Raw genomic sequence first — 24,980 nt, 5'->3', positions numbered from 1 at the left:
CGTACGCGCTCCCCTCCGCGCTGTTCGCACGGGGTGTGCGCCGGTGACTCACACACAATCCCCACACACTCTCCCGCGCCGCCCCGTCACGCGGTTGACTCGGAGCGTGAACAGTGCAGCACGGACGTACATCCGGAAGGGGAGCAAACCCGTGACCACCGAGCCCGAGCAGACCGCGTTAGCCGTGGAGCTCGCGGAACTCCGCCGGAGCGTCGATGTGGGCTTCGCCCGCGTCGACGGCCGGCTCATCCTGCACGACCACCGCGGAGAGCAGTCGGAGGAGGAACTGAACCAACTGGCCGGGCGCGTGCGCACGCTGGAGCACGGGCGCTGGCCGCTGCCCTCCATCGCCGCTCTGACGGGGGTATCCGCGCTGGCACTGGCGGTGTGGCAGGCGGCGGGGCGCTAGCCGTTCGCGGCCGGTGCCCCGTCGCCTGCCGTGACCCGCGCGGTGGGGCTCAGCCCAGGCGGATGTGGTGGAGCAGCAGCAGGGCAGCCGCCATGTTCGCCGCGGGCACCTCACCGCGCGCGACCAGGTCGGGCACCAGCTTGAGCGGAACCCATTCGCGGCGGTCCGACTCGAAGTCGTCCTCCGGGGGGCCTACGTACTCGGCGTCCTCGGCCCAGTAGATGTGGTGCCGGGCGTCGGTGAGGCCGTTGGACGGCTCCACGGAGAGCAGATGGCGCAGCGGGCCGGGGCGCCAGCCGGTCTCCTCCTCCATCTCGCGCGCCGCCGCACCCTCGATGTCCTCACCGTCCTCGACGACGCCCGCGGCCAGTTCCCAGCCCCAGTTGTCGGTGATGAAACGGTGCCGCCACAGCAGCAGTACTTCGTTCGCCTCGTTGACGACCGTCGCCACGGCCACCGGCCGCAACCTGATCAGATAGTGGTCCAGATGACGGCCGTCGGGGAGTCTGACGTCAGCGAGGTTGACCCGGAACCATCGGTTCTCGTACACGGTCTGCTCCGTGAGATTCTTCCATCGCACTGGTCGGCCACCTTCCGTCGGAGAGATGGCAATCCTCGCGGCCAACCGCTGACGAGGGTGCGGCCCCGGGAGTGGGCCGCGGTGGCGGCCGCGGTCAGAACGGGACGCGCAGGGCCCCGTCGATGAGTTCGGCGGCGTCGGATGTCGCGGCGCAGCCGCTGGCCGCCAGGTGTTCGCGTACCGCGCGGAGCCGGTCGCGTAACCGCTGGGATTCCATGCCGCGGGCCCTTTCGGTCATCTCGACCGCCGTGGCGCCCGCCCGGTCCGCGTCTCCCTGTCGCAGTTCGATGTGGGTGAGCATGGCGAGCCGGTGCACCCGGCCCCGGTCGTGCGCGGGCGTGCCGACCGCGGCGGTGGCGTGTTCCCGGGCGGCGCCGAGGTCGCCGAGGCTCAACAGCGCCTCCGCGACCTGGATGTTGACCAGGCCCGGCTGCACATAGCCGGTCTCGTCGGGCTCCTGGCCGGGCCGGATGCGGTCGGCGGCGGTCTCGGCGCGCCGGATGCAGGCCAGCGCGCTGTGGCCGTCGCCGAGTCTCGCGTACGACTTGGCCTGCATCGCGTACAGGTCGGCGGCGAGCGCCGGGGTGATCTGGGACCCCGCGGCGCGCAGCGCCGATTCGGCGAAGGCGACGGCCTGCCGGTGCTCCTTCATGAACAGCGACTGGGTGACGAGCAGCGCTATCACGTACGCGCCCAGGCCCCGGTCGCCGCTGGCCTTGGCGAGCCGCAGCGCCTGGTGGAAGTAGCGCTGGGCCAGGCCGTGGGCGTTGGAGTCGTACGCGCAGATCCCGGCGATGGCGACCAGCCCGCCGGTCGCCCGGTGCAGCTGGCGGCCCATGCCGTCGCCGTAGGAGCCGCGCAGCAGGGGCGCGGTCTCGGAGTTGAGGAAGCCGACGACGCGGGCTCTGGTGGCGATGCCCCCGGCCTTGCGGTACATCTGCTCGTAGTGGGCGCGGGCGGCGCGCAGCATGTCGATGTCGGTCATGGACACGCGCGTGAGGCCATGGCGGGAGACGTCGGAGTCCTCGGGCGGGTTCTCCCATTCCCACACCGGGATCACGGCGGGTGTGCCGGTGACCGCGGGGGCTCCTATGACGTGCGGGCGCTGCTGTTCGTCGGAGCGCCACAGCGCGGTGGCGCGCTCCACGAAGCCGGACAGCGGGGTGGCGGGGGCGCGCGGGGTGCCGGGGGTGCCGAGGCCGATGTCGTCGAGGGTGAGGGCGCGGTGCAGCCGGTCGCCGAGCACCTCGCAGATGAGGTCCGGCACTTGGCCGCGCGGTCTCTGCCCCTTCAGCCAGCGGGCCACCGCGGTGTGTTCATACCGCAGTTTCATGCCCCGGGCCCGGCCTGCCTCGTTGATGTGCGCGGCCAGTCCGGCGTGGGAGATTCCGGCCTCGTCGAGTACGGAGTCGAGCAGTGTGTTGGGCTCCATGTCGCCCTCCCGGTGGACTCTGCGCTTATCAGCGTAGTGAAGTCCGTTTCACACGGGGTGTGAAGCTCGCGGGCAGCGGACAGCGGTCGTTGCGCAGCGCGACCAGGGCGATGTCGTCGGCGAGGCGGCCTCCGGTGTGGCGCAGCACCGCCGCCCGCAGCGCCGTGACGACCGCCGCGGGAATGATGGGCCCGCTGCCCGCGGCCTCGCCGAGGGCGTGGCGCAGCGGGAAGAACGTGCCGTGCGCGTCGCGCGCGTCCTCGGCTCCGTCGGTGTGCAGGACGAGCGCGTCGCCGGGGCGCAGTGCGGTGCAGCGGGCCAGGGGCAGTTCGGCGGGGAGCGGGAAGAGGCCGAGCGGGGGCAGTACGTCACCGGGGGTGGTCTGCCGGGCCAGCGCGGGGCCCACGGGCTGCTCGTAGAGCCGGTACGGCCAGGGGTGGCCGCAGTTGAGCGCGGTCACCTCGCCGCCGGGGCCGATCTCCAGCAGCAGGACGGTCACGAACTCCTCGCCCCGGCCGTCGCCGAGGTGGCGCCGCAGCGCGCGGTCCAGCCTCCGCAGGACACCGGCGAGTTCGGCCTCCTCGTGGGCCGCCTCGCGGAAGCTGCCGAGCACGGCGGCGACGGTGCCGATGGCGGCCAGACCATGGCCGCGTACGTCCCCGATGACGGCGCGGAGGCCGTGCGCGGTGGCCAGCACCTCGTACAGATCGCCGCCGAGCGCGGCCCCGCGGCTGGCCGACAGGCAGCCGCCCGCCATCTCGATCCCGTCCAGCCGGGACGGCAGCGGCCGCAGCACCACCTCCTGTGCGGCGACGGCCACTTCGCGCGCCCGCTCCAGCTCGCGCACCAGCCGGGAGCGGCGGCCTCGGTACGCGTACGCGAGGACGAGGACGGCGGCCAGCAGCGGACCGCAGAGCCCGTGCCGCAGCCACACGACGGCGGCGCACACCCCCGCAAGCACGATCCCGAGCTTCCTCATGCGTCGCCCCCACTCGCAGCCACCGGAACGATTCTCGCGACAGCGACTGCCAATAGGACCAGCGCCCTCCGATTCCCACCCGATCGTGTGAACTTGTGGGCAACCGTCCCGCATGTTGTGGGCAATCGTTCCGCAGGGCGGGACGGGTGGGCACAACCCCACCACCGGCCCGCACCCCGCCAACGAACCCCAGGTGGCAACACGAAGGGGCGCACCCACGACCGTGGGTGCGCCCCTTAGCAAGGAACCGTCAGGCGCCGCGAAGAACGGCGCCGGTGCGCTCGGCGGCCACGGCCACCGCGGCGTCACGCGCGACCGCGACCTCGTCGGCGGTCAGGGTCCGGTCCTGGGCGCGGAAGCGCAGCGCGTACGCCAGCGACTTCTTGCCCTCACCGAGCTGCTCGCCCGTGAAGACGTCGAACAGCCGCAGCGATTCGAGCAGTTCGCCCGCGCCCTCGCGCAGCGCCTTCTCGACGTCGGCCGCGGCGGCCGAGTCGTCCACCACGAGGGCGACATCCTGCGTGGCCACCGGGAACGTGGACACATACGGAGACGTCACCGCGCCGCCGCCCGCGCGCTCCAGGCGGTCCAGTTCGATCTCCATCGCGCAGGTGCGCTCCGGGAGGCCGAGCGCCTTGGTGACACGCGGGTGCAGCTCGCCCGCGTTGCCGACGAGGATCTCCTCGCCGTCGACGACGGCGAGCAGCGCCGCGCAGCGGCCCGGGTGCCAGGGGTCCTGCTGGTCCTGGCGGACGATCAGCTCGACGCCCGCCTCGCGGGCCACGACGCGGCCCGCCTCGACGGCGTCGGCCCAGCTGACCGGGGTGCCGTTGCCCCACCAACCGGCCTGCTGCCGGTCGCCCGCGAGGACGGTGGCGGCGCGGCGCGGCTGGCTCGGGAGGGCGGCGTCGAGCCGGGCGATCTCCTCGTCCGTCGGCCGGTGGTCGACGGGGAGGCGGACGGCCGGGGGCTCGTCGCCGGTCGCGCGGAAGACGAGGCCGGTCTCGAAGAGCGCGAGGTCGTGCTCACCGCGCCCGGCGTTGCGGCGCAGCGCGGCGAGCAGCCCGGGCAGCAGGGTCGTGCGCAGCGCGGGCTCGGCGTCGGAGAGCGGGTTGACCAGACGGACCAGGTCGCGCCGCGGGTCGTCGGCGGCGAGACCGAACTGGTTCAGTACTTCCTCGCCGATGAACGGGTAGTTCAGCGCCTCGACGTAGCCGGCCCCGGCCAGCGCGCGGCCGACCCGGCGGTGCAGCCGCTGACGCTCGGTCAGCCCGCGCCCGGAGGGCGGCTGCGGCAGGGTGGCGGGCAGATTCTCGTAGCCCTCCAGCCGGATGACCTCCTCGGCGAGGTCGTTCGGGTCGCGCAGGTCGGGACGCCAGCTGGGCACGGTGACGGTGAGGTCGTCCGCGCCGTAGACGTCGCAGCCGATCTGCTGGAAGCGCCGGACCACGGTCTCGCGGCCGTACGCGACGCCCGCGACCCGGTCCGGGTGGTCGGCGCGCAGCGTGATGGTGTGCGGGGCGCTGGGCGAGATGACCTCGGTGACGCCCGCCTCGGCGGTGCCGCCCGCGAGCAGCACCAGCAGGTCGACGGTGCGCTGCGCGGCCGCGGAGGTGGCCTCCGGGTCGACGCCGCGCTCGAACCGCTTGGACGCCTCGGAGGACAGCTTGTGGCGGCGGGCGGTACGGGCGATCGAGACCGGGGCGAAGTGCGCGGCCTCGATGACGACCTCGGTGGTGCGCGCCGCCTCGGTGGCGTCGGCGATCTCGGTGTTGGCACCACCCATGACACCCGCGAGGCCGATCGGCCCGCTGTCATCGGTGATGACCAGGTCCTCGGCGTCCAGGACGCGCTGGGTGCCGTCGAGGGTGGTGAGCTTCTCGCCCGCCTCTGCGCGGCGTACGCCGATCGCGCCGGTCACCCGGGAGCGGTCGTAGGCGTGCAGCGGCTGACCGATCTCCAGCATCACGTAGTTGGTGATGTCGACGGCGAGCGAGACGGGCCGCAGGCCCGCCTTCTGGAGCCGCCGCTGGAGCCAGATCGGGGACTGCGCCTCGGGGTCGATCCCGGTGACCGTACGGGCGGTGAAGCGGTCGCAGCCGACCGGATCGGCGACCTTGACCGGGTAGCCGTGGCTGTTGGGCGCGGGCACGTCCAGCAGGGCCGGGTCGCGCAGCGGCAGCCCGTAGGCGGTGCCGGCCTCGCGGGCGATGCCGCGCATGGACAGGCAGTAGCTGCGGTCGGGGGTGACCGCGATGTCGAGGACCTCGTCGACGAGCTGCAGAAGCTCGATCGCGTCGGTGCCGACCTCGTACTCCGGCGGCAGCACGATAATGCCGCCGCTGCCGTCGTCGCCCATGCCCAGCTCGTCGCCGGAGCAGATCATGCCGTGCGAGGTCTTGCCGTACGTCTTGCGCGCGGAGATCGCGAAGCCGCCGGGCAGTTCGGCGCCGGGCAGCACGACGACGACCTTGTCGCCGACGGCGAAGTTCCGGGCGCCGCAGACGATGTTCTGCTGCTCACCCGTGCCGTTGGCCCGGCCGACGTCCACCTGGCAGTAGCGGATGGGCTTCTTGAACCCCTCCAGCTCCTCGATGGCCAGCACCTGGCCGACGACCAGGGGGCCCTTGAGACCGGCGCCGAGCTGCTCGACCGTCTCGACCTCAAGGCCGGCGGCGACGAGTTTGGCCTGAACGTCGCGGCCGGTCTCACCGGCCGGCAGGTCGACGTATTCCCGCAGCCACGAAAGCGGGACCCGCATCAGATCTCCATCCCGAAGGGCCGGGTGAAGCGCACGTCACCCTCGACCATGTCTCGCATGTCTTCCACGTTGTGCCGGAACATCAGCATCCGCTCGATGCCGAAGCCGAAGGCGAACCCGCTGTACTTCTCCGGGTCGACGCCGCAGGCGATGAGCACCCGCGGGTTGACCATGCCGCAGCCGCCCAGCTCGATCCAGCCCTCGCTGGAGCAGGTGCGGCACGGGCGGTCCGGGTTGCCGACGGACTCGCCGCGGCACACGTAGCACCGCATGTCCATCTCGGCGGACGGCTCGGTGAAGGGGAAGAAGTTCGGCCGCAGCCGGGTGGTCATGCCCTCGCCGAACAGCGCCCGCACCATGTGGTCGAGCGTGCCCTTGAGGTCGGCCATGGTCAGGCCCTCGTCGATGGCCAGCAGCTCGACCTGGCTGAAGACGGGGGTGTGGGTGGCGTCCAGCTCGTCGGTGCGGAACGTCCGCCCCGGGCAGATCACATAGATCGGCGGCTTGCGCTCGATCATCGACCGGATCTGCACCGGCGAGGTGTGGGTACGCAGCACCACCCCGGACGGCTCGGCCTCCTTGCCCCCCTTCGCGCCCTGGACGAAGAACGTGTCCTGCATCTCCCGGGCGGGGTGGTCCGGCGGAAAGTTGAGCGCGTCGAAGTTGAACCACTCCGCCTCGACCTCCGGGCCCTCGGCCACCTCGTAGCCCATGGCCACGAAGACGTCCTCGATGCGCTCGGAGAGCGTGGTGATCGGGTGGCGGGCGCCCGCCGGGGTGCGGTCGTACGGCAGTGTGACGTCCACCGCCTCCTCGACCAGCACCCGGGCGTCGCGCTCCGCCTCCAGCTCCGTCTGCCGGGCCTTGAGGGCCTGGGTGACCTGGCCGCGGGCCTGGCCGACGCGCTTGCCCGCGTCCGCCTTGGCGTGCGGCGGCAGGGCGCCGATCTCGCGGTTGGCGAGGGCGAGTGGCGAGCGGTCGCCGGTGTGGGCGACCTTCACCTCGCGCAGCGCTTCGAGGTCCCCCGCGGCGGCGATGGCGTCCAGCGCCTCGTCCCGCATCCGGGCGATCTCTTCCGGTTTCAGTGCCTCGACCTCGACAGGGTCGTACGACTTATTGGGTGCCGACATCTCTTCCCGTGCTTCCGATTTGTTGGCTGCGCGACCCCGCTCGACGGCTGCGAACGCTTGTTGACCACAGAGCGACCGCAGGGGACGCCAAAGGTGCCAAGGCCCGAGTCTAAGGGGCGCAGGAGGTCTGCTGTTCCGCGGGAAGCCCGTGGGGACGGTCAGGCCAGATAGGCCGGGGTGCCCACGGGCAGCGTAAATCGGAACTCGGCGCCGCCCCCGGCGGCCCGTCCGACGGTGATCGCCCCGCCGTGCGCCTCGACGATGCCCTTGACGATGTAGAGCCCGAGGCCGGTCCCGCCGCGCTTGCTGCCCCGCCAGAAGCGGGTGAAGACGCGGCTCATCGACTCCTCCGGGATACCGGCGCCTTCGTCGCTCACGGTGATGGCGGTCCTTTCGACAACGGGGCCGTCCGCCGCGGGGCGGTGCGGTGCGGGGGCCACCTCGATGGTGACGGTTCCCTCGCCGTGCCGCACCGCGTTTTCCAGCAGGTTGCCCAGCACCTGGTCGATCTTGTCCGGATCGGCCCACAGACCGGGCAGCGGGCCCCGCACCTTGATCAGGAACCGCTCGGCCGTCTGCCCGGCCGAGGTGAGCGCCTGCACGTGGCGGCGCACGGCGGCCGCGACGTCCACCGGCTGACGGCGCACCTCCAGCCGCCCGGAGTCGATCCGGGAGATGTCCAGCAGCTCGGCGATCAGCCGGGTCACGCGGTTGGCGTCCGAGTCGACCGTCTCCAGCATCAGCCGCTTCTGGTCGTCGGTGAACCGCTCCCACTTCGCCAGCAGAGTGGCCGTGAAACCTTTCACGGAGGTCAGCGGGGAGCGCAGCTCATGCGCCACGGTCGCGATCAGCTCGGCATGGCTGCGCTCGGTGCGCCGCCGGGCCTCGGTGCCGCGCAGCGAGACGACGAGGCGGCGCACGGGGCCGGTCGGCCGCTCGCGTACGTAGCGGGCCGAGACCAGGACCTCGTGGCCGCCGGGCAACAGCAGATTGCGCTCAGGCTGACCGACGCGGGTGGCCAGCCCTCCGTACGGATCGGTCAGCGCCCACCAGCGCCGGCCGTCCAGGTCTTCTAACGGCAGCGCGCGCTCCAGCCGCTGGCCGATGGCGTCCGCGGGGCGGATGGCGGTGATGCGGGCCGCCGCCGCGTTGAAGCAGGTGACCCGGCCCGTCTCGTCGGCCACCACCAGGCCGTCGGGCAGATCGTCCGGGTGCAGGCCGAGCGCGGCCAGCGCCTCGTACGGGTCGGGCCCGGGCTCCCGGCGGTCGTGTCCGCCGGGACCCGGCAGCTTCCGTCCGGGCGCGTGGGCATCGGCCGCAGCCGCCCTGGCGCCGGAGGTCCTGACGTCCATCCCCACACCCCCTCCTGGGCCTCGTGTGGGGGCAAACCCTACTAGGTCCCGGTCACGGAACGGCACCCTGTGGGAGCGCGCTGCGCACGAGCGGAGGCGTAGAGGCACACGGCGGCGGCCGTCGCGAGGTTGAGGCTTTCGGCTCTGCCGTGGATCGGAACGCGCACCACCTCGTCCGCGAGTGCGCGGGTAGCCTCCGGCAGCCCCCACGCCTCGTTGCCGAAGATCCAGGCGGTGGGCGCGCCGAGCACCCCGTCGTCCAGCTCCGCGTCCAGGTCCCGCTCCCCCGCCCCGTCCGCCGCCAGCACCCGCGCCCCGGCCTGCTTCAGGCCGTCGACGGCCTGCTCCACGGGCACTCCGGTGGCCACCGGCAGGTGGAACAGCGAGCCCACGGAGGCGCGCACCGCCTTGGGGTTGTACGGGTCCACGGAGGCGTCCGTGAACACGACCGCGTCCGCCCCGGCGGCGTCCGCGCACCGCAGCACGGTCCCGGCGTTGCCCGGGTCGCGCACGTTGGCCAGGACGGCGACCAGCCGGGGGCGGGCCCGCAGGATCTCCTCGAACGGCGAGTCCAGGAAGCGGCACAGGCCCACGATGCCCTGGGGGGTGACCGTGTCGGACATCTCCGCGATCACGTCGTCGGACGCGGTGAGGACCGGGACGCCAGCGGCGCGGGCGGCCTCGACGATGCCGGGGTGGCGGGCCTCGGCGTCGGGCGTCGCGTACACCTCGACCAGGTGCGCGATGGCCTCGCGGACGGCCTGCGGGCCCTCCACGATGAACCGGCGCTCCTTGCCGCGGAAGCTGCGCTTGGCGAGCCGTCTGGCGGCGGTGACGCGCGGCGATCGGACGGACGTCAGCTCGGGGGTCGCCATTTTGGGGTGCGCGCCTTCTCGTTGCGGTGTGGTGGTGCGGGCCGATTTTCCCCCACCCCGCCCCTACCCGAATCCCGGGGGCAAGCCCCCGGACCCCGTGGGCCGGGGAGGGTACGGCCGAGAGCGGCGGCCCGCCGCGCCGGGCGCATCGCGGCTACGCCGCTGCCGCCGGGTTGTGGGCAATCGTTCCGCCAGGGGCACCTCCCAGCGGTAGCTGGGGGCGGAACGGGTGGGCACAACCCGGCCACCGGGCCGCAGCCGGGAGCGAGGCCCAGGGGGGGCACCGGCGGTGGGGTGGGACATGGGTGGACCCGCAGGTGAGTGGTCACCTGCGGGTCCTGGCGACCGGTATCGCGGCCGCGGGCGGCGTCAGGCCGCCTTCGGCGCGTTGACGTCGCTCGGCAGCGCCTTCTGCGCCGCCTCGACCAGCGCGGCGAACGCGTTGGCGTCGTTGACCGCGAGGTCGGCGAGGATCTTGCGGTCCACCTCGATGTTGGCGGCCTTCAGACCCTGGATGAAGCGGTTGTACGTCATGCCGTTGGCGCGGGCAGCGGCGTTGATGCGCTGGATCCACAGCTGCCGGAAGTCGCCCTTGCGCTTCTTGCGGTCGTTGTAGTTGTAGACCAGAGAGTGGGTGACCTGCTCCTTGGCCTTGCGGTACAGGCGGGAGCGCTGGCCCCGGTAGCCGCTGGCCTGCTCGAGGATCGCCCGGCGCTTCTTGTGGGCGTTGACTGCCCGCTTGACGCGTGCCACTTGTTTAACTCCTTGTACGGGGCCGCGGGTGACTCACACGGCCCGGAAACGAATAGGTCCCGGTCGGCCTGGCGCGCGCCCCGCCGGTTCGGCGGGGCGGATGCGTCACTTGCCGAGAAGCTTCTTGATCTTCTTGGCGTCGGCCGGGGCCATCTCGACCTTGCCCTCCAGGCGGCGCGTCAGCGTGGACGGCTTGTGCTCGAGAAGGTGGCGGCGACCGGCGCGCTGGCGCATGACCTTGCCGGAGCCGGTGATCTTGAAACGCTTGCTGGCACCGCTGTGCGTCTTGTTCTTCGGCATGTCGCCGTTCACTCCTCGTCGGGGCGCTGTCCGGGCGGCCGGAGGCGCGGCTGGTACCGCGGTCCGGCGTACGGAAGCGTCATATGTTGCGGTTGGTGTCCGGAACCACATGGTCCCGGGCGGGGTGGGCGGTCGAGGCTCGCGCCTCGCGATCACGCCTCGGCGGGCTCCTCGGCGGGCTCTTCGGCCTCCGCGTGGCCGACGCCCTGGCGCTCGGCCTTACGGGCGGCCTGGGCCTCGCGGGCCTCGGCCATCGCCTCGGTCTTCTTCTTGTGCGGACCGAGAACCATGATCATGTTCCGGCCGTCCTGCTTGGGGTTGGACTCGATGAAGCCCAGCTCCTGGACGTCCTCGGCGAGCCGCTGCAGCAGCCGGAAGCCGAGCTCCGGCCGGGACTGCTCACGGCCGCGGAACATGATCGTGATCTTGACCTTGTCGCCCTGCTTGAGGAACCGGACGACGTGACCCTTCTTGGTGTCATAGTCGTGCGGGTCGATCTTCGGCCGGAGCTTCATCTCCTTGATGACCGTGTGCGCCTGGTTCTTGCGCGCTTCACGGGCCTTCATGGCCGACTCGTACTTGAACTTTCCGTAGTCCATGAGCTTGCAGACCGGCGGGCGAGCGTTCGCCGCCACCTCGACGAGGTCGAGGTCGTACTCCTGCGCAAGCTCCAGGGCCTTCGCAAGCGGCACAATGCCGACCTGCTCGCCACTGGGACCGACGAGTCGCACCTCGGGGACGCGAATCCGGTCGTTGATGCGGGGCTCGGCGCTGATGGATCCTCCTCGGTTGCACCACGCGACCGCCTGGCGGACTGCCGCGTTACGTCTGTATAGAGACCACCGAGCCGAGAAACAAAAAACGCCCCGGACGGTACACAGGCGGGGCTCCTCACTGACCGGGAGCACCGCCGCGATATCACCGCGGGGCGCAGCCTGACCGATGACCTGCCGACCAGAGGCCGGGAGGTGGGAGTGCGGAGCCTCCACTTGTGGGCCGGACACGCGAGTGACCGGCCGGTCGTTTATCTACGATACCAGGAGCCACGGGGGATGCTCACCGGGCATGCGGCAGGCGGGCGGCGGGGCCCGTCACCCATGTCACACAACCGGTTCCCCCGACCGGTACGAGCGGCCGCCGGGCGGCGTCCTAGGGTGGAGCCATCATCCACCAGGAAGCGAGCCTTCGACCACCATGAGCGACGCCAACAGCGGGCAGCCGACCCCCGACTTCGACCGTATGACCCGTGACATCGCGGACGTACCCGCGGTCGAGGTGATCACGACGGTCGCGGTGCACCTGATGAGCGCCGCGGCGGTGAACCTGGGGCTGGCCGAGGAGGGCCCGCAGCACAAGGACCTGGACGAGGCGCGCAAGCTGATCCACGCGCTCGCCGGTCTGATCACGGCGAGCGCCACCGAGATCAGCTCCTTCCACGCGGCCCCGCTGCGGGACGGCCTGAAGTCGCTGCAGCTCGCCTTCCGTGAGGCATCGGCCGTCCCGGACGAGCCGGGCCAGGGTCCGGGCGAGAAGTTCACCGGCCCGGTCTTCTGACGAGGGCGCACCCCGGGGCGCGCGGCGCCCCGGGGTCATGCCGCCCCCGCGGTTATGCCGCCTCCGGTCCCTTCGCCTCGGGGCCGCCCGCCTCGGGGCGGTGTCCGCCGCGCATCCGCCCCCACGGGCCGGACCGCGGCTCCGTGGCCTGCTCCTCCTCGGCCTGACCCGCCGGGTGGAGGTGGGTGAACCGGTGGACGACGGCCGCGAGCACCCCGCCGACCAGCGGCGCGATGAGGAACACCCACAGCTGGGAGAGCGCCCCGCCGCCCGCGAACAGCGCCGGGCCGAGGCTGCGCGCCGGGTTCACGGAGGTCCAGGTCAGCGGGATGCCGACCAGGTTGACGGCGGCGAGCGCGAGCCCCACCGGCACCGGTTCGAAGCCGGTCATCACCACCTTCTGCGTCACCATGAGGAAGACGAAGACCAGCAGGAACGTGAGCAGGACCTCGGCGAGGAAGGCCCCGCCCGCGCCGATGCCCACCGGGGACCGGCCGCCGTAGCCGTTGCTGCCGAACGCGTCGTCCGTGCGCAGCCTCGGCACCTGCTTGGCGAGCAGAAAGAGCACGGCGGCGCCGACGATCCCGCCGACCAGCTGCGCGACCCAGTACTCGGCGGCCTTGCGGACGTCGATCCGCCCGGTCAGCAGCACGCCCAGGGTGACCGCCGGGTTGATGTGGCAGCCCGAGATGCGGCCGAACGCGTAGGCGATCGCGATGAGGATGAAGCCGAAGGCGAGCGAGATGCCGACAGCGTTGATGTAGTCGCCCGCCAGAACCAGCGAGCCGACCCCGAAGAGGACCAGCAGCGCGGTTCCGGTGAACTCCGATACGACCGTTCTCGTCTCCATGGCGTTCTCCTCGCATAGCTCGGACCGCCGGTTGCCCTATGCATTGTGGGGCGTATCGGGTGATTTCGCCTGCCGGTGACCGTTCCGTCGCAGGTCAGCAGCGGTTTGCGAGGGTTCAACGGGGACGGTGTCAGCGGCTGAAGAGGGGTTCCCCCGGCACCGTCGCGTCCGGCGGCAGCAGCGCCAGGGTGAGCCCGCGCACCAGCCGGGCCCGCAGCGTCTCATCGGCCGCGAGCGCGCCCGCCACCCGCTGCGCCGTCTCGCGCGCCGGGGCGTCCGGGGCCAGGGCGAGCGCCACCATGCCGTCGGCGTCCGCGGCCGGGGCCAGATGGGCGCGGACCACCTCGGGTTCGGCGGCCAGTACGGTCCGTACCGCCTCGGCGACCGCCGGGTCGGCCAGCGGGTCGGCGCTGGTCCGGCCCTCGGCGAGGGCGAGCAGGGCGGGCCCGGTGAGCTGGTACGGCACCGGTCCGGCGAGGTCCAGCACCAGGGTGTCCGCCTTCTCGTGCGCGGCCGCCTCCAGCGCCTGCCGCAGCGGTACGGCCACGGGCCGGGCGTCCGGGCGCCAGCGGGCCAGGGTCTCCAGCGAGGTGAACGCGGGCAGGGCGCGGCGGCCGCCGGGCGCCTGAAGCGTGGGCACGGCCATGTCGCTCGTCTTCTCGCGCCGCAGCCCGCCCGCCCGTCGCCCACCACCCCCCTCAACGGACGCTTCGCGCAGCCCATCGGGCGGCCCCTCCTCCACCTCGCCGAGCATGGCCACGACCGGCACGAGCAGCCGTGCCTCGGTGAGCGCGGCCAGCACCTCGGGTTCGGCGGTGCGGTCGTCGGCCCAGGCGGCGAGCGCCGCGGTCAGGCGGGCGTCGGCGGTGCCGTCGTCGCCGGAGAAGCCGGGGTCGGGAATGTTCTTGAGCGCCACTCCATGAGGGTATCGGGGCCGCCGTGAGGTCTCTCTCATGGGTTGTTCATCACCTTGCCCCCCGTCGCGTGGCGGGGCCGTCTAGCCTCCCCCTCCATGAAGACCGACACGTCAGGGGGGATGAGCCGGGGTCGCGGCCCCGGTCGAAGAGCGCGCCGCCCGGCCGTGATCGCGACCGTGACGGCGCTCGCGCTGACCCTGCTGGGGTGCGCGGCGGCCACCAGTTCACCGACGAAGACCCAGCTGCGGCCGAGCGCCGACCCGCGCTGCGCGGCGGGCGACATCCAGGGAGGCGATGTGGAGCGGGTGAACGAGGTCGGGGCGCCCTCGACGACATCGGCGGCGCCGCCCGCCGCATCGGCCCGTACGCTGCGCTCGGCGCTCACCGACGCGCTGGCCCCGGTGACGCGCGCGTGCGACGGGGAGTTCGCGGTGGCCCTCCTGGACACCCGGTCGGGGGCGAGCGCGGCGTACGGCAACCGCCCGTACGACACGGCGAGCATCGTCAAGGTGGGCATCCTCGCGGCGCTGCTGCTCAAGGCGCAGGACGAGCGGCGCGGGCTGACCGCGAAGGAGCGCGAGACCGCCACCGTGATGATCGAGCACAGCGACAACGACGCGGCGACCGCGCTGTGGAAGGTGATCGGCGGCGCCGACGGGCTCGACACGGCGCAGCACCGGCTGGGGCTCACCCACACCCGCGGCGGCCGGGCGGGGCTGTGGGGGCTGACCCGGACCACCGCCGCCGATCAGCTGAAGCTGCTGCGCGCGGTGTTCGGGGACGGCTCGCCGCTGAACGCGGACTCCCAGGCGTACATCCGCAAGCTGATGGGGCGGATCACCACCGGCCAGGACTGGGGTGTCTCGGCCGCCGCCGACGCGGGCGCCGGGGCGCGGCTGAAGAACGGCTGGCTGCCGCGCAGCTCCACCGGGCTGTGGGACGTCAACAGCATCGGCCAGGTCACCGCGAGCGGGCGGACCTATCTGGTGGCGGTGCTCTCGGACGGCAGCAAGAACATGAACACCGGCGTGGCCCTGGTCGAGCAGGCCGCCCGGGCGGCGGTGGGAGCGGCGGCGACACTGCGGGCGTAGGGCGGTCGCCCAGACGCTCAGCCCACACCGGCGGGTGGCGTACGGGGGCGCTCAGCGCGTTCGGGACGTGCGCGGGGCCGTCAGGCGGCGCAGGGCGCGGGGGGTGCGCAGGGGGCCCGAGCCGCGCCACAGGACGATCGCGGCGGCCACCAGACCCGCCCCGGCGACGGCGGCGAACAGCGCTGTCCCGTTGACCCCGCCCTCGTCGCCGGACGCGCCGGTCCGGCCGGGGCCCGCGCCGAAGAAGCGCCGCGACGACGCGGCGGCGGGCTGCTGGGGCTCGGGTTTCGTCGTGGCCGCCGCCTTGAGGGCGGCCGCCGCGTCGACCACGCCCGCGCCCAGCTCATCGCTGTGGCCGCCGGACGGGCGGCTCCGGGCGGTCCGCTCCAGCAGCTGCCGGACCTGACGCGGACTCAGATCAGGGTGGGCGGAGCGGACGAGGGCGGCGGCGCCGGAGACGAAGGCGGAGGCCGCGCTGGTCCCCCAGCCCTCGTAGTAGCGCTTGTCGGGGTCGGCTATGACGACGTCGACGCCGGGCGCGGAGACGCTGGCGTACCAGCGGCGGGTGGAGAAGGCGGCCCGGTTGCCGTAGCGGTCGACGGCGGTCACGGCGATCACGCCGGGGTAGGCGGCCGGGTAGGAGACGCGGTCGCCCTTGTCGCCGCCGTTGCCCGCGGAGGCGACCACGACGCTGCCCTTGCGCAGCGCGTACTGCACGGCGGCGTCCTCGGCGGGCTCGGGATGGGCGGACGCGCTGTCGTCGCCCAGGGACAGGTTGATCACGTCGGCGCCGTGGTCGGCGGCCCAGCGGATGCCCTGCGCGAGCGCGCCGCCCCGGGAGCCGCGCGCCTTGGCGCGCTTCGGGTCGCCGTCCTCCAGGATCACCCGCACCGGCAGGATCTTGGCCTTGGGCGCGACGCCCATCACGCCTTCGCCGCCGTCCGCGCCGTGTCCGCTGCCCGCGATGATGCCCGCCATCGCGGTGCCGTGGCGGGCCCAGGGGCGGTCGCCGCGCTCGGCGCCGAAGCCGATGAGGTCCTTGCCGGGCAGCACCTGCCCCTTGAGGTCGGGGTGCTGGTCGTCGACGCCGGTGTCCAGGACGGCGACGGTCGCCCCCGCGCCCTTGGTGGTCTGCCACGCCTGGCGGGTGTGGAGGGCGTCGAGGGCCCACTCCTGCGCCTGGATGCCGTCGGCCTGGGCGGGGGCGACGGGCAGCAGGGTCAGCCCGGCGGCGGCGAGGCTCACGGCGATGCGCCGCGCGGTCTTCATGAGGCGGTCCCCGGCTTTCCGGACCCGTCCGGCGTCCGCGGCGCCTCCGGGGCCTCGGACAGGGCGCGCCGGAAGGCGTCCTCGGTCGCGTCGGTGACGCCGCGGGCGTCGTTGCCGAGGCCGGACTGGGCGGGGGCGGAGGTCGCGCCGCGCCGGGTGGCCTCGCCCGCCGACTGCGGGTCGGTGACCTTGCGGCCGTCCGCGAAGCCGGAGACGGCGTAGAGGACGGCGGGCGCGTCGGTCAGGATCCGGATCCGCCAGCTCGCGCGCTGGTCGTCGCCGAAGCGGGCCGCCGCGGTGCCCTTCCTGGCGTACGGACGGGGCATCAGATCGGTGCGTTCGTCCAGCTTGTCCTCGGTGAAGCGCTGCCGCAGCGCCTTCATCCCGGCGGGGTCGGCCGAGGTGAGCAGCAGGCCGACGGTGGTCACGCTGGTGCTGGTGGCGTCGGTGTAGGTGGCGCGCAGCAGGCGTTCGCAGCCCACCGGGGAGAGCGCCTTGGTGAGCAGCGGATCGAAACCGCCGCCGCAGCTGCTGTCGGGGGCGACCGCGACCCGGGTCCAGAGGCGGTCGGCGCCGCCGGGGCCGTCGCCCTTGCCGCGCAGGGTGCGGGGGAAGAGGTCGTCCACCGGGACGCTGTGCCAGGCGGCGCGCGCCTTGGCGTAGCTGTCGGCCGTCGAGGGCGCCGCGCCGGGGCTGTCGCCCAGCCAGCTCCCGGCCGCCGCGCCGACGAGCAGCCCGAGGCCGAGGACGAGGGAGACGGCGGCGGCCACCGTGCGGCTGCGCGCGCGGTGGTGGCCGGTTCCGGCGCTCGGCGGGGTGGTGGGGCGCGGCGGTATGCGCGGACCGTCGGCGGTGAAGGGGTTCCGTATGCCGCGGGTGGCGCCTCGGGGGAAGGGGGCCTTCGCCGGGACGCCGAGCACGGGGGTCTCCGGGTCCGGTACGAAGCCGGGCGCACCGAAAGCGGGCGGGCCGAAGCCCGGCGGATCGAAAGCGGGCGGATCGAAGGCGGGCGGGCCGAAACCCGGCGGGGCGCTCGATGCGGCGGCGTTGCGCGATGGGGGCGCGGACCGGGGCGTGGGCGCGGTGCGCGGGGGGTGTGCAGGGCGAGGTGGGGGCGTACGACGAGCAGAGTGCGCCTGTTCCGCGTCCGCGCTCACCGGCACCCCCTCGCGCCCATCGAGACCTGGTTCACGCCGCTCCGTCCGGTTCGCCGCGCCGCCCCACCGCCTTTCGGGCAGGCGGCCCGAATACGGACATCACGCCGCTGACCTGCCAGTCGTGGCGTGCGCGACACTCTACGGGGCGCCGGGTACCCTCCGCACCGGCCGCCCTCTACCCAGCGGTAATCGCGGTCTGGCAAGCTTCACGACATGTCCTCCTCCGCCGCTGACCGGGCCCGTTACGACCGGGCCACCGCCCATCTCGAAGCACCCGTGGCGATTGTCGACCTGAGGGCCTTCGACGACAACGCGCGCGACCTGGTGCGCCGGGCGGGAGGCAAACCGATCCGGGTGGCCAGCAAGTCGGTGCGCTGCCGGACGCTGCTGGAACGGGCCCTGGCGCGCGACGGCTTCGCGGGCATCATGAGCTTCACCCTCTCCGAGTCCCTGTGGCTGGCCCGCGAGGGCTTCGACGACGTGCTGCTCGCCTATCCGTCCACCGACCGGGACGGCTACGCCACGCTGACCAGCGACCCCAAGCTCGCCGCCGCCGTCACCGTGATGGTGGACGACATCGGCCAGCTCGACCTGATCGAGAGTGTGCGCGCCGGGACCGAAGAGGTCCGGGTCTGTCTGGAGTTGGACACCTCGCTGCGGATGCTGGGCGGCCGGATCCGCGTGGGCGCCCTGCGCTCCCCGCTGCGCACCCCCGAGCAGCTGGCCGAGCTGGCGCGGGCGATCGAGCGCCGCCCCGGCTTCCGGGTGGTCGGGCTGATGGGCTACGAGGGCCATGTGGCGGGGGTGGGCGACGCGGTGACCGGCCGTCCGCTGCGCTCCCGCGCGATCCGGCTGATGCAGAGCACCGCGCGCCGGGAGCTGGCGGCCCGCCGGGCGGCGGTGGTCCGGGCCGTACGGGCGGTGGCGGACCTGGAGTTCGTCAACGGCGGCGGCACGGGCAGCGTGCAGCACACCGCCGCCGAGGACGCGGTGACGGAGATCGCCGCCGGGTCCGGGCTGTACCAGCCGCGGCTGTTCGACAACTACACGTCCTTCCGCGGCCGCCCGGCCGCCCTCTTCGCCCAGCCGGTGGTGCGCCGTCCGGGCGTGGGCGTGGTGACCGTGCTGGGCGGCGGATATCCGGCGTCCGGGGCGGCGGGCCCGGACCGGCTGCCGGTGCCGTATCTGCCGGAGGGGCTGGCCTACGACCCGCAGGAGGGCCCGGGCGAGGTGCAGACCCCGCTGCTGGGCACGGCCGCCGACGACCTGCTGATCGGCGACAAGGTGTGGTTCCGGCACGCCAAGGCCGGTGAGCTGTGCGAGCGTTTCGCGACGCTGCACCTCGTCGAGGACGACCGGGTGGTGGACTCCGTACCGACGTACCGGGGCGAGGGACAGACCTTCCTGTAGCCCCGGCCGTTCTCAGCAGCCTCTCGGTCGACGCGGCCGTGCTAGATGGACCGGCCGTCGCCCGCCAGTGCCTCGATGCCCTTGACGATCTTGTCCATGTCGCCGAGCGGCGGCGCCTTGTCGCTCACGTCGAAGCCGAAGCGCACCAGGACCATGGTGTCGGGGACGGTGGGCGACGGGAAGGCGAGGGACTGGACGTATCCGTCGTCGCCCTTCTTCGTCATCACCTTCCAGCGCACCAGGAAGCCCTTCTCCCCCGCGACGTCGACGGCCTCCTCCTTGAGCCGCTTGTGCGAGGAGAGCCCGCCGTACGCCTTGCGGTCGGTGTCCTCGTCCGTGCCGTAGGACTCCTCGGCGTTCTGGGCTATGTCCTCCTCGGCGATGCCCTTGGCGGTGTCCGCCTTGAAGCCGCTGGCGGTCCGGGAGAACGCGCCGCCGCGCACGCACTCGGTGGAGGGGTCGCCCGGGCAGGGGTAGCGCGAGGTGGTCACGCCCGCGCCGCCGGCGCTGCTGCGGCCCGCCTGCCAGCCCGCCAGCACGGGCAGGCTGATGCCGCTGGCGGCGTCCGGGGCGATGCTCGGATCGTCGGTTGGCGGCGCGCTGGGGCCGTCGGTGGGCAGGTCGGACGGGGCGTCCGAGGGGGCGTCGCCGCCGCCCCCGGGCGGGGCGGGGGCGGTCGGCAGCGGGTTCGCCCGGTCGCCGTCGTCGCCGTCGGAGCTGTCGCCCAGCAGCACGATGCCACCGATGATCGCGGCGACCACCACCCCCACGGACAGCGCGAGTACCGCGACCCGGGGGCCGCGGCCGAGCCCCCGGCCGCCGTCCTGGCCGGGCAGATAGCCGGGCGCGGGCGGCGGGCCGAAGGGCGAGTCCGCCGGGGCGGTGGCGTCGCGCGTGTACTCGGTCCAGGTGGACCCGTCCCACCACCGATGCAGGGCGGGGCCGTGACCTGTGTAACCGGGATCGGGATACCAGCCCGGGGGCGTGTTCATGCTCACGCCGTCACCTTATGGCCATGGGTCGGGTCCGTACACCGGATCCCGCCGGACCCGACAGGTCATCACCTCACCCTGGGGATGAGGGGCCGTACGACCGCCGAGCGCGCGGGTGCCGGGGCGAGGGTGGGTGGCGCGGAGCTCTCGTCGGAGGTCACCACGGACAGATCGCGCCGGTCCGAGATCGAGAGCTTCCGGTACACCCTGCTCAGGTGCATCTCCACGGTGCGGCGCGTCACATACAGCCGGTTGGCTATCTCCCTGTTGGTCAGCCCCCGGGCGGCGAGCAGCGCGGTCCGGCGCTCGGCCGGGGTCAGCGACGCCAGCCCGATCTCGGTACCGCGGCGCGGTCTCGCGCCCGCCTCCACCAGGTCCCGGCCCAAGGTGTCCACGAGCCCGTCCGCCCCGCACTTCTGGGCCAGCCCCAGGGCCGTCCGCAGCTCGGCCCGGGCCTGCCGGGCCTTTCCGGTGCGCAGGAGTTCGCGCCCGAGGTCCCGTATGGCGCGCGCCTCTTCGAGCGGCGCCCCGGCCTCCCGGAGCACGCCGACCGCCTCGACCAGGAGGGCGGTCCGCTGGTCGCCGCGGGCCAGCAGTCCGAGCGCGCGCAGGGCCACGCCGATGGCCGTCGGCGCCCCCCATTCGCGGGCGAGGTCCAGCTCCTCACGCGCCAGCCGGTCGGCGGCGGCGGGGTCGCCGAGCTGTGCGTGGGCGAGGGCGGCCTCGGACCGCCAGGGGAACACGGCGGGGTTCAGGCAGCCCCGCTGGGACAGCTGCCGCCCGCACTCCTCCAGATCGGCCAGCCCCGCGGCGGTCCACCCGACTTCGATCTGCAGCCGCCCCCGGTGGAACAGCAGCGTGGGCTTCAGCACCTCCGGGGTGCTGCTCAAGGCCCCGTCGTCGGCGAGCAGTTCCTGTGCCTGGCCGACCTCGCCCGATTCGAGGAGTATGCCGCCCAGCCAGCAGCGGGCCTGCGCGGAACCCAGCCACAACCGGCCACGGCCGTACTCCAGCGCCTCGCGCGCCTCCGCCGCGGCCTCCTCGATGCGGCCCGCCCGGAAGGCGCACTCGGCCAGCACCGAGCGGGCCAGCGCCGCCATGGTGCTGGAGCCCGCGGCGGTCGCCTGGGCCACGATCGACCGGCACTTCTCCACCGCCTCCGCCTGTTCACCCGCGTAGAAGAGGGCGAGGACGAGCCACAGCCGCGGCAGGACGTGGGCGTGCACCTGGGCGGACGTCTGGCCGAGCCCCAGACGCGCCCAGCGCACGGCCTCGGTCCGCCCTCTGCCGCGCCACTGGGCGCTCAGTGCCAGCCAGGCCGCCTCCAGGCGTCTCACCCAGGGGACGCGGCTGGTGTCGGTGTTCACCTCCGGGGGCACCGGCCGCGCTCCTCCTTCCCGCATGAGGGCCAGGACCCCCGCCGCGGCGGCGACGGCCCGGCGCGACTCCATGGCGGCGTCATCGTGCTCCAGCTCCGTCAGGGCGGCATCCGCGACGCGCGACGCCTCGGCCATGTCGCCCGTCAGCACGATGGCCTGGAGGAGATGGAGGAGGACCAGGACCCGTTCCTCGCCCGCCCCCTGAAGGAGTCGCAGGCTGCCGCGGAGCGAGGCGATGGCCGCGTCGGGGTCGTCGATGAGGACGACGTGGCCCAGCCGTCTCAGCAGTACGGCCTGCTCGGCCGGGCCGCATTCGTCCAGGGCACGCTCCAGGCAGGTCCTGGCCTTCTTGAGGTCTCCCTCGGCCAGGGCGGCGTCGGCCGCGCCGACCAGGAGCTGACAGGCCCAGGCTTCCCCGATCGGCGCGGCGGCCACCAGATGCCCGATGATGTCGTCGCAGGGTGCGGCCTCCTCGTGCAGCACCCTGGCGGTCTCCGCGTGCAGCCGCGCCCGCTCGCTGGGGGGCATGGCCATCAGGAACGAGGCCCGGATCATGGGCTGGCCGAAGCCGACGCCCGCCGCGGTCTTCACCAGGATCCCGCAGCGGACGAACGTGTACAGCAAGTCGGCGGCCTGCTCGGAGGTGACGCCGATGAGCCGGGCCACGACGGCGCAGTGGCTGACCGGGCTCATGACGGCGACGGCCTCCAGGACCCGTCCCGCACCGGGGAACCACGGCTCGATACGGGAGACGAGCGTGTCCGCCACCTCCACCGAACCGATGTCGGCGACGCGCTCGGCGGACAGCTCGGCCAGGCCGGTGCCGCTGCGCCGCAGTTCGCGCTGGAGCGACTGGACAAGCAGGGGGTTCCCACCGGTGGCATCGCGAGAGGCCCGGGCGATGTCCGTGCTCACCGGCTCGCCGAAATTGCGGGCGAGGAGATAGCCGACGCAGTCGTCGTTGAGCCCCTGGAGCAGGAGACGCTGATGGAAGCCGGAGACGACATCGGTCAGCGTGGCCGTGCCCGGAGTGCGCTGCTCGCCGTCCCTCGGGTGCGCGTAGTCCCGCCCCAGCGTGCACAGCAGCACGATGGGCAGCCCTTCGAGCCGTGCCATGAGGTGGCCGAGCCAGTGGAGCGAGTCGGAGTCGGTCCACTGCAGGTCGTCCACGCACACCAGCAGCGGTGTGGCGTCGGCGAGCGCCACGACCAGCCGGTGCGTGGTGACGGCCGCTGTCTCGGCGGGACCGGACGGGCCGAAGCCGGATCCGCCCCGGACCGAGAGCACCTGGTCCCGCACCTGGTGCAGTACGCCCCCCGGCAGGGCCTGTTCGGGCTGCCGGGCGCGGGCGGAGATCACCTCGAAGTCCTTGCCGCGCGCGATTCTTAACGCGGTGCGCAGCATGTGGGACTTGCCGGTGCCCATGTCTCCTTCCACCAGAAGGCTGACTCCCATACCGGAAGCCGCCGAACCCAGGGCCCCCTCAAGGGCTGACACTTCGCATTCTCGGCCCAGCAAAGCAATCCCTCATCCCTCGCGGTCAGGACGCCCGGGCGCGCTCCCGTAGTTGTTCATGTGCGGAGACTCCCTTTGTGCCCGTGCCGGATGTGCCACTGATCAGTCGCTACCCCGGCGAGGACGACTTCGACCACATCTTCGGCAAGGGTTGCCGTGACGGGCAGATGACCGAAGAGCATCCGGTAATACGTGGTCGACGCAAGCATGTCCAACAGCAAATCGATATCGGCGTCGGCCCGGATGTCGCCCCGGTTGACCCCGCGCCTCAGGGCCTCGGCCGTCGACGCGCGGCGGGGGGAGAAGAACCTCTCCAGGAAGGCCGCCTCCAGCTCCGGGTTCCCGGCGATGTCGGCCACCAGGGCCGGGAGTACGCGCCGCCCCATCGCGGCGGTGGTGGCCGCGTGCCCGAGGGTACTCACCCCGGCGATGAGATCGCAGTGCGTACAGCCGGTGTCGGGGGTGGGCTCGGTGCCGATGTGCGCGGCGAGCGCGTCCACCACGAGGTGCTGACGGGACCGCCATCGGCGGCGCAGGGCGGGCTTGCTCGTACCGGCACGGGCGGCGACCGCTTCCAGGGTCAGGTTCCCGTAGCCCACCTCGTCCAGGATCTCCATCACCGCGCCGGGCACGGCCGTGTCGATGCGGGCGTCGCGCGGCCTGCCGGAGCGCTGACTGCTGGCCGATTCCTCGGCGGGGGCCGGTGCCTCGGGGGGTTTCGCCATGGCAGCAGTATAGATATGGTTCACTTCCGTTCCGGAACGGAATGTAAATCGCGGCGAGGAGTGAGGACATGGCCCAGCAGGCCGACAAGACGACGGACGCCACAGAAGAGCCCCTCGCGCCACCGGGCACGGCCGAACCCCGGCCCGCGGCGAGCGTCTTCGCGGGTCCGTACCGGGCCCTGACGCTCGGCGTGATCCTCTCGGTCAGCATGGTCGCCTTCGAATCGCTCGGCGTGGCCACGGTGCTGCCGGGCATCGCCCGGAAACTGGACGGCCTCGGGGCCTACGGCTGGGGCCTGTCCGCGCTCATGCTGGCCAACATCATCGGCACCGTCCTGGCGGGCCGCTCCGCCGACCGGCGAGGCCCCTGGCGGCCCGCGGCGAGCGGCATGCTCGTCTTCGCCGTGGGCTGCGCGGTGGCGGGATCGGCCACCTCCTGGCCGCTGTTCCTGCTCGGCCGGTTCGCCCAGGGGCTCGGTGTCGGCGCCGTCATGGCGATGGCGTACACGGTCATCGGGCTCGCCTATCCCGCGCACCTGCGGGCCCGCATGTTCGCGCTGCTCTCCTCCGCGTGGACCATCCCGTCCCTCATCGGCCCGGTCATCACCGGCACGCTCGCGGACCACACCACCTGGCGCGCGGTGTTCCTGCTCATGCTGCCGATCATCGCCGTCGCCGCGCTGCTGACCCTCCCCGGCCTGCGCCGCCTGAACCGCACCGGGGACGACGCGACAGCGGACACCGCCCCCGCCCTGCCGTGGTGGAAGGGGCCGCTGGCCGGTGCCGTCCTGCTCACCGCGGGCACCGGTCTGCTGTTGCAGGCGCTCCTGCTGGAGAACCTGGCCCTGCTCGTCCCGCTCTCCCTGCTCGGAGTGGCCATCGCACTGCCCGCGCTGCGCCAGGTGACCCCGGAGGGCACCCTGACCGCGCGCGCCGGGCTCGGCGCGGGCACCGTCATCCGCGGCCTGCTGTGCGGCGCGTACTTCGGCAGCGAGGCGTTCCTGCCGCTCGGCCTCCAGGATCTGCACGGCATGTCCTCCGCCACGGCGGGTCTGGGGCTGTCCGCGGGCGCGATCACCTGGGTGCTGGGTTCCGCGCTGCAGGCGAAGCGGGACGGCAAGGGGCAGGCCAGCCGGACCGGCGGCGTCGCGCTCGGGTTCGCCGTCCTGCTGGCCGGTGTGGCGGTCATCGCGCTGGTCATCCTCACCGCCTCGATCCCGGGCTGGCTCGCCATCGTGGGATGGGGAATCGGCGGCATCGGCATGGGCATCGCGTTCAACGCCTCCACCACCGAGACCATGGAACAGGCACCGGCGGAGCGGCAGGGCGAGATCAGTGGCGCGCTGCAGCTCGCCCAGACCCTCGCCACCGGTGTGATCGCGGGGCTCGGCGGGGCGGCCATCGCCATCGCGCAGCACTACGACGTCGGCACTCGTGCGGCGCTGTTCGGGGTCTTCGGGCTCACCGCGGTCCTCTCGCTGGTCGGCATGCTCCTGTCCCGGCGGCTCCGGGCCGCACCCGCCCCGGCCGGGTCCGCCTGACGGGCTCCC

The 24,980-nt window shown here is 73.3% G+C and carries 22 protein-coding genes; 5 read left to right on the top strand and 17 right to left on the bottom strand.

What is annotated here, in order from left to right:
• Positions 1-151: 151 nt before the first annotated feature.
• Positions 152-409: a hypothetical protein gene (locus ACZ59A_RS35185; protein WP_468046368.1), complete on the top strand. Its 258-nt coding sequence runs from the start codon at positions 152-154 to the stop codon at positions 407-409.
• Positions 410-458: 49 nt separating this feature from the next.
• On the opposite strand, the gene ACZ59A_RS35180 is transcribed toward ACZ59A_RS35185, so the two are convergent.
• The 10 genes from ACZ59A_RS35180 to infC all read right to left on the bottom strand — a co-directional run bounded on the left by ACZ59A_RS35180 (position 459) and on the right by infC (position 11,347).
• Entirely contained in the window at positions 459-989 is a 531-nt protein-coding gene (locus tag ACZ59A_RS35180; RefSeq protein WP_358622716.1) for an NUDIX hydrolase, read from the bottom strand.
• Between the two features lie 94 nt (positions 990-1,083).
• A complete protein-coding gene (locus ACZ59A_RS35175; RefSeq protein WP_470967312.1) occupies positions 1,084-2,421 on the bottom strand; it encodes a transcriptional regulator in 1,338 nt (445 codons plus the stop codon).
• A gap of 28 nt (positions 2,422-2,449) precedes the next feature.
• Positions 2,450-3,400, bottom strand: a complete 951-nt coding sequence (locus ACZ59A_RS35170; protein ID WP_470967309.1) for a PP2C family protein-serine/threonine phosphatase — start codon at positions 3,398-3,400, stop codon at positions 2,450-2,452.
• Positions 3,401-3,650: 250 nt separating this feature from the next.
• Positions 3,651-6,161, bottom strand: a complete 2,511-nt coding sequence (gene pheT / locus ACZ59A_RS35165; RefSeq protein ID WP_470967306.1) for a phenylalanine--tRNA ligase subunit beta — start codon at positions 6,159-6,161, stop codon at positions 3,651-3,653.
• Positions 6,161-7,291: a phenylalanine--tRNA ligase subunit alpha gene (pheS, locus tag ACZ59A_RS35160; RefSeq protein WP_470967303.1), complete on the bottom strand. Its 1,131-nt coding sequence runs from the start codon at positions 7,289-7,291 to the stop codon at positions 6,161-6,163. Before pheS ends, pheT begins: the two co-directional genes overlap by 1 nt.
• Positions 7,292-7,449: 158 nt before the next feature.
• A complete protein-coding gene (locus ACZ59A_RS35155; protein WP_470967300.1) occupies positions 7,450-8,643 on the bottom strand; it encodes a sensor histidine kinase in 1,194 nt (397 codons plus the stop codon).
• Positions 8,644-8,684: 41 nt separating this feature from the next.
• A complete protein-coding gene (locus ACZ59A_RS35150; protein ID WP_470967298.1) occupies positions 8,685-9,518 on the bottom strand; it encodes a TrmH family RNA methyltransferase in 834 nt (277 codons plus the stop codon).
• A gap of 369 nt (positions 9,519-9,887) precedes the next feature.
• Positions 9,888-10,271, bottom strand: a complete 384-nt coding sequence (gene rplT, locus ACZ59A_RS35145; protein WP_009713826.1) for a 50S ribosomal protein L20 — start codon at positions 10,269-10,271, stop codon at positions 9,888-9,890.
• 105 nt (positions 10,272-10,376) lie between these two features.
• On the bottom strand, positions 10,377-10,571 hold the full coding sequence (gene rpmI, locus ACZ59A_RS35140) for a 50S ribosomal protein L35 (RefSeq protein ID WP_055557457.1): 195 nt from the start codon (positions 10,569-10,571) through the stop codon (positions 10,377-10,379).
• Positions 10,572-10,723: 152 nt separating this feature from the next.
• Positions 10,724-11,347 carry a translation initiation factor IF-3 gene (gene infC / locus ACZ59A_RS35135; protein WP_470967688.1) on the bottom strand — a complete coding sequence of 208 codons (624 nt, stop codon included), beginning with the start codon at positions 11,345-11,347 and terminating at the stop codon, positions 10,724-10,726.
• Between the two features lie 418 nt (positions 11,348-11,765).
• On the opposite strand from infC, the gene ACZ59A_RS35130 reads away from it, so the two are divergent.
• Positions 11,766-12,125: a DUF1844 domain-containing protein gene (locus ACZ59A_RS35130; protein ID WP_468046353.1), complete on the top strand. Its 360-nt coding sequence runs from the start codon at positions 11,766-11,768 to the stop codon at positions 12,123-12,125.
• A 52-nt stretch (positions 12,126-12,177) separates the two neighbouring features.
• Here the strand turns inward: ACZ59A_RS35130 and ACZ59A_RS35125 are convergent, their stop codons facing one another.
• Positions 12,178-12,975 carry an MIP/aquaporin family protein gene (locus tag ACZ59A_RS35125; RefSeq protein ID WP_470967294.1) on the bottom strand — a complete coding sequence of 266 codons (798 nt, stop codon included), beginning with the start codon at positions 12,973-12,975 and terminating at the stop codon, positions 12,178-12,180.
• A 130-nt stretch (positions 12,976-13,105) separates the two neighbouring features.
• Positions 13,106-13,891, bottom strand: a complete 786-nt coding sequence (locus ACZ59A_RS35120) for an SseB family protein (protein ID WP_470967292.1) — start codon at positions 13,889-13,891, stop codon at positions 13,106-13,108.
• Positions 13,892-14,011: 120 nt separating this feature from the next.
• Here ACZ59A_RS35120 and ACZ59A_RS35115 point away from each other — a divergent pair, with 120 nt between their 5' ends.
• Positions 14,012-14,983 (top strand): serine hydrolase, encoded by a 972-nt coding sequence (locus tag ACZ59A_RS35115; RefSeq protein WP_470967686.1) that lies wholly within the window; start codon positions 14,012-14,014, stop codon positions 14,981-14,983.
• A 51-nt stretch (positions 14,984-15,034) separates the two neighbouring features.
• Here ACZ59A_RS35115 and mycP read toward each other — a convergent pair whose 3' ends face one another.
• Positions 15,035-16,252, bottom strand: coding sequence for a type VII secretion-associated serine protease mycosin (mycP, locus tag ACZ59A_RS35110; protein WP_470967289.1), 1,218 nt, complete (start codon positions 16,250-16,252; stop codon positions 15,035-15,037).
• On the bottom strand, positions 16,249-17,172 hold the full coding sequence (locus ACZ59A_RS35105; protein ID WP_470967286.1) for a hypothetical protein: 924 nt from the start codon (positions 17,170-17,172) through the stop codon (positions 16,249-16,251). The genes mycP and ACZ59A_RS35105 overlap by 4 nt, the downstream gene beginning before the upstream one ends.
• A gap of 450 nt (positions 17,173-17,622) precedes the next feature.
• Between ACZ59A_RS35105 and ACZ59A_RS35100 the strand changes: the two genes are divergently transcribed.
• Positions 17,623-18,819, top strand: coding sequence for an amino acid deaminase/aldolase (locus ACZ59A_RS35100; RefSeq protein WP_470967283.1), 1,197 nt, complete (start codon positions 17,623-17,625; stop codon positions 18,817-18,819).
• Between the two features lie 41 nt (positions 18,820-18,860).
• Here the strand turns inward: ACZ59A_RS35100 and ACZ59A_RS35095 are convergent, their stop codons facing one another.
• The 3 genes from ACZ59A_RS35095 to ACZ59A_RS35085 form a co-directional block, all read right to left on the bottom strand.
• Positions 18,861-19,811, bottom strand: a complete 951-nt coding sequence (locus ACZ59A_RS35095; protein WP_470967280.1) for a DUF2510 domain-containing protein — start codon at positions 19,809-19,811, stop codon at positions 18,861-18,863.
• A 68-nt stretch (positions 19,812-19,879) separates the two neighbouring features.
• A complete protein-coding gene (locus ACZ59A_RS35090; RefSeq protein WP_470967278.1) occupies positions 19,880-22,708 on the bottom strand; it encodes a BREX system ATP-binding domain-containing protein in 2,829 nt (942 codons plus the stop codon).
• Positions 22,709-22,761: 53 nt separating this feature from the next.
• Positions 22,762-23,430: a TetR/AcrR family transcriptional regulator gene (locus ACZ59A_RS35085; protein ID WP_470967275.1), complete on the bottom strand. Its 669-nt coding sequence runs from the start codon at positions 23,428-23,430 to the stop codon at positions 22,762-22,764.
• Between the two features lie 68 nt (positions 23,431-23,498).
• Between ACZ59A_RS35085 and ACZ59A_RS35080 the strand changes: the two genes are divergently transcribed.
• Positions 23,499-24,971 (top strand): MFS transporter, encoded by a 1,473-nt coding sequence (locus tag ACZ59A_RS35080; protein WP_470967273.1) that lies wholly within the window; start codon positions 23,499-23,501, stop codon positions 24,969-24,971.
• The last annotated feature ends 9 nt before the right edge of the window (positions 24,972-24,980 follow it).

The organism is Streptomyces sp. NPDC040405 (assembly GCF_055595765.1).
The sequence above is the reverse complement of the archived record's forward strand: the minus strand, read 5'-3'. Positions and strand labels throughout refer to the sequence as shown.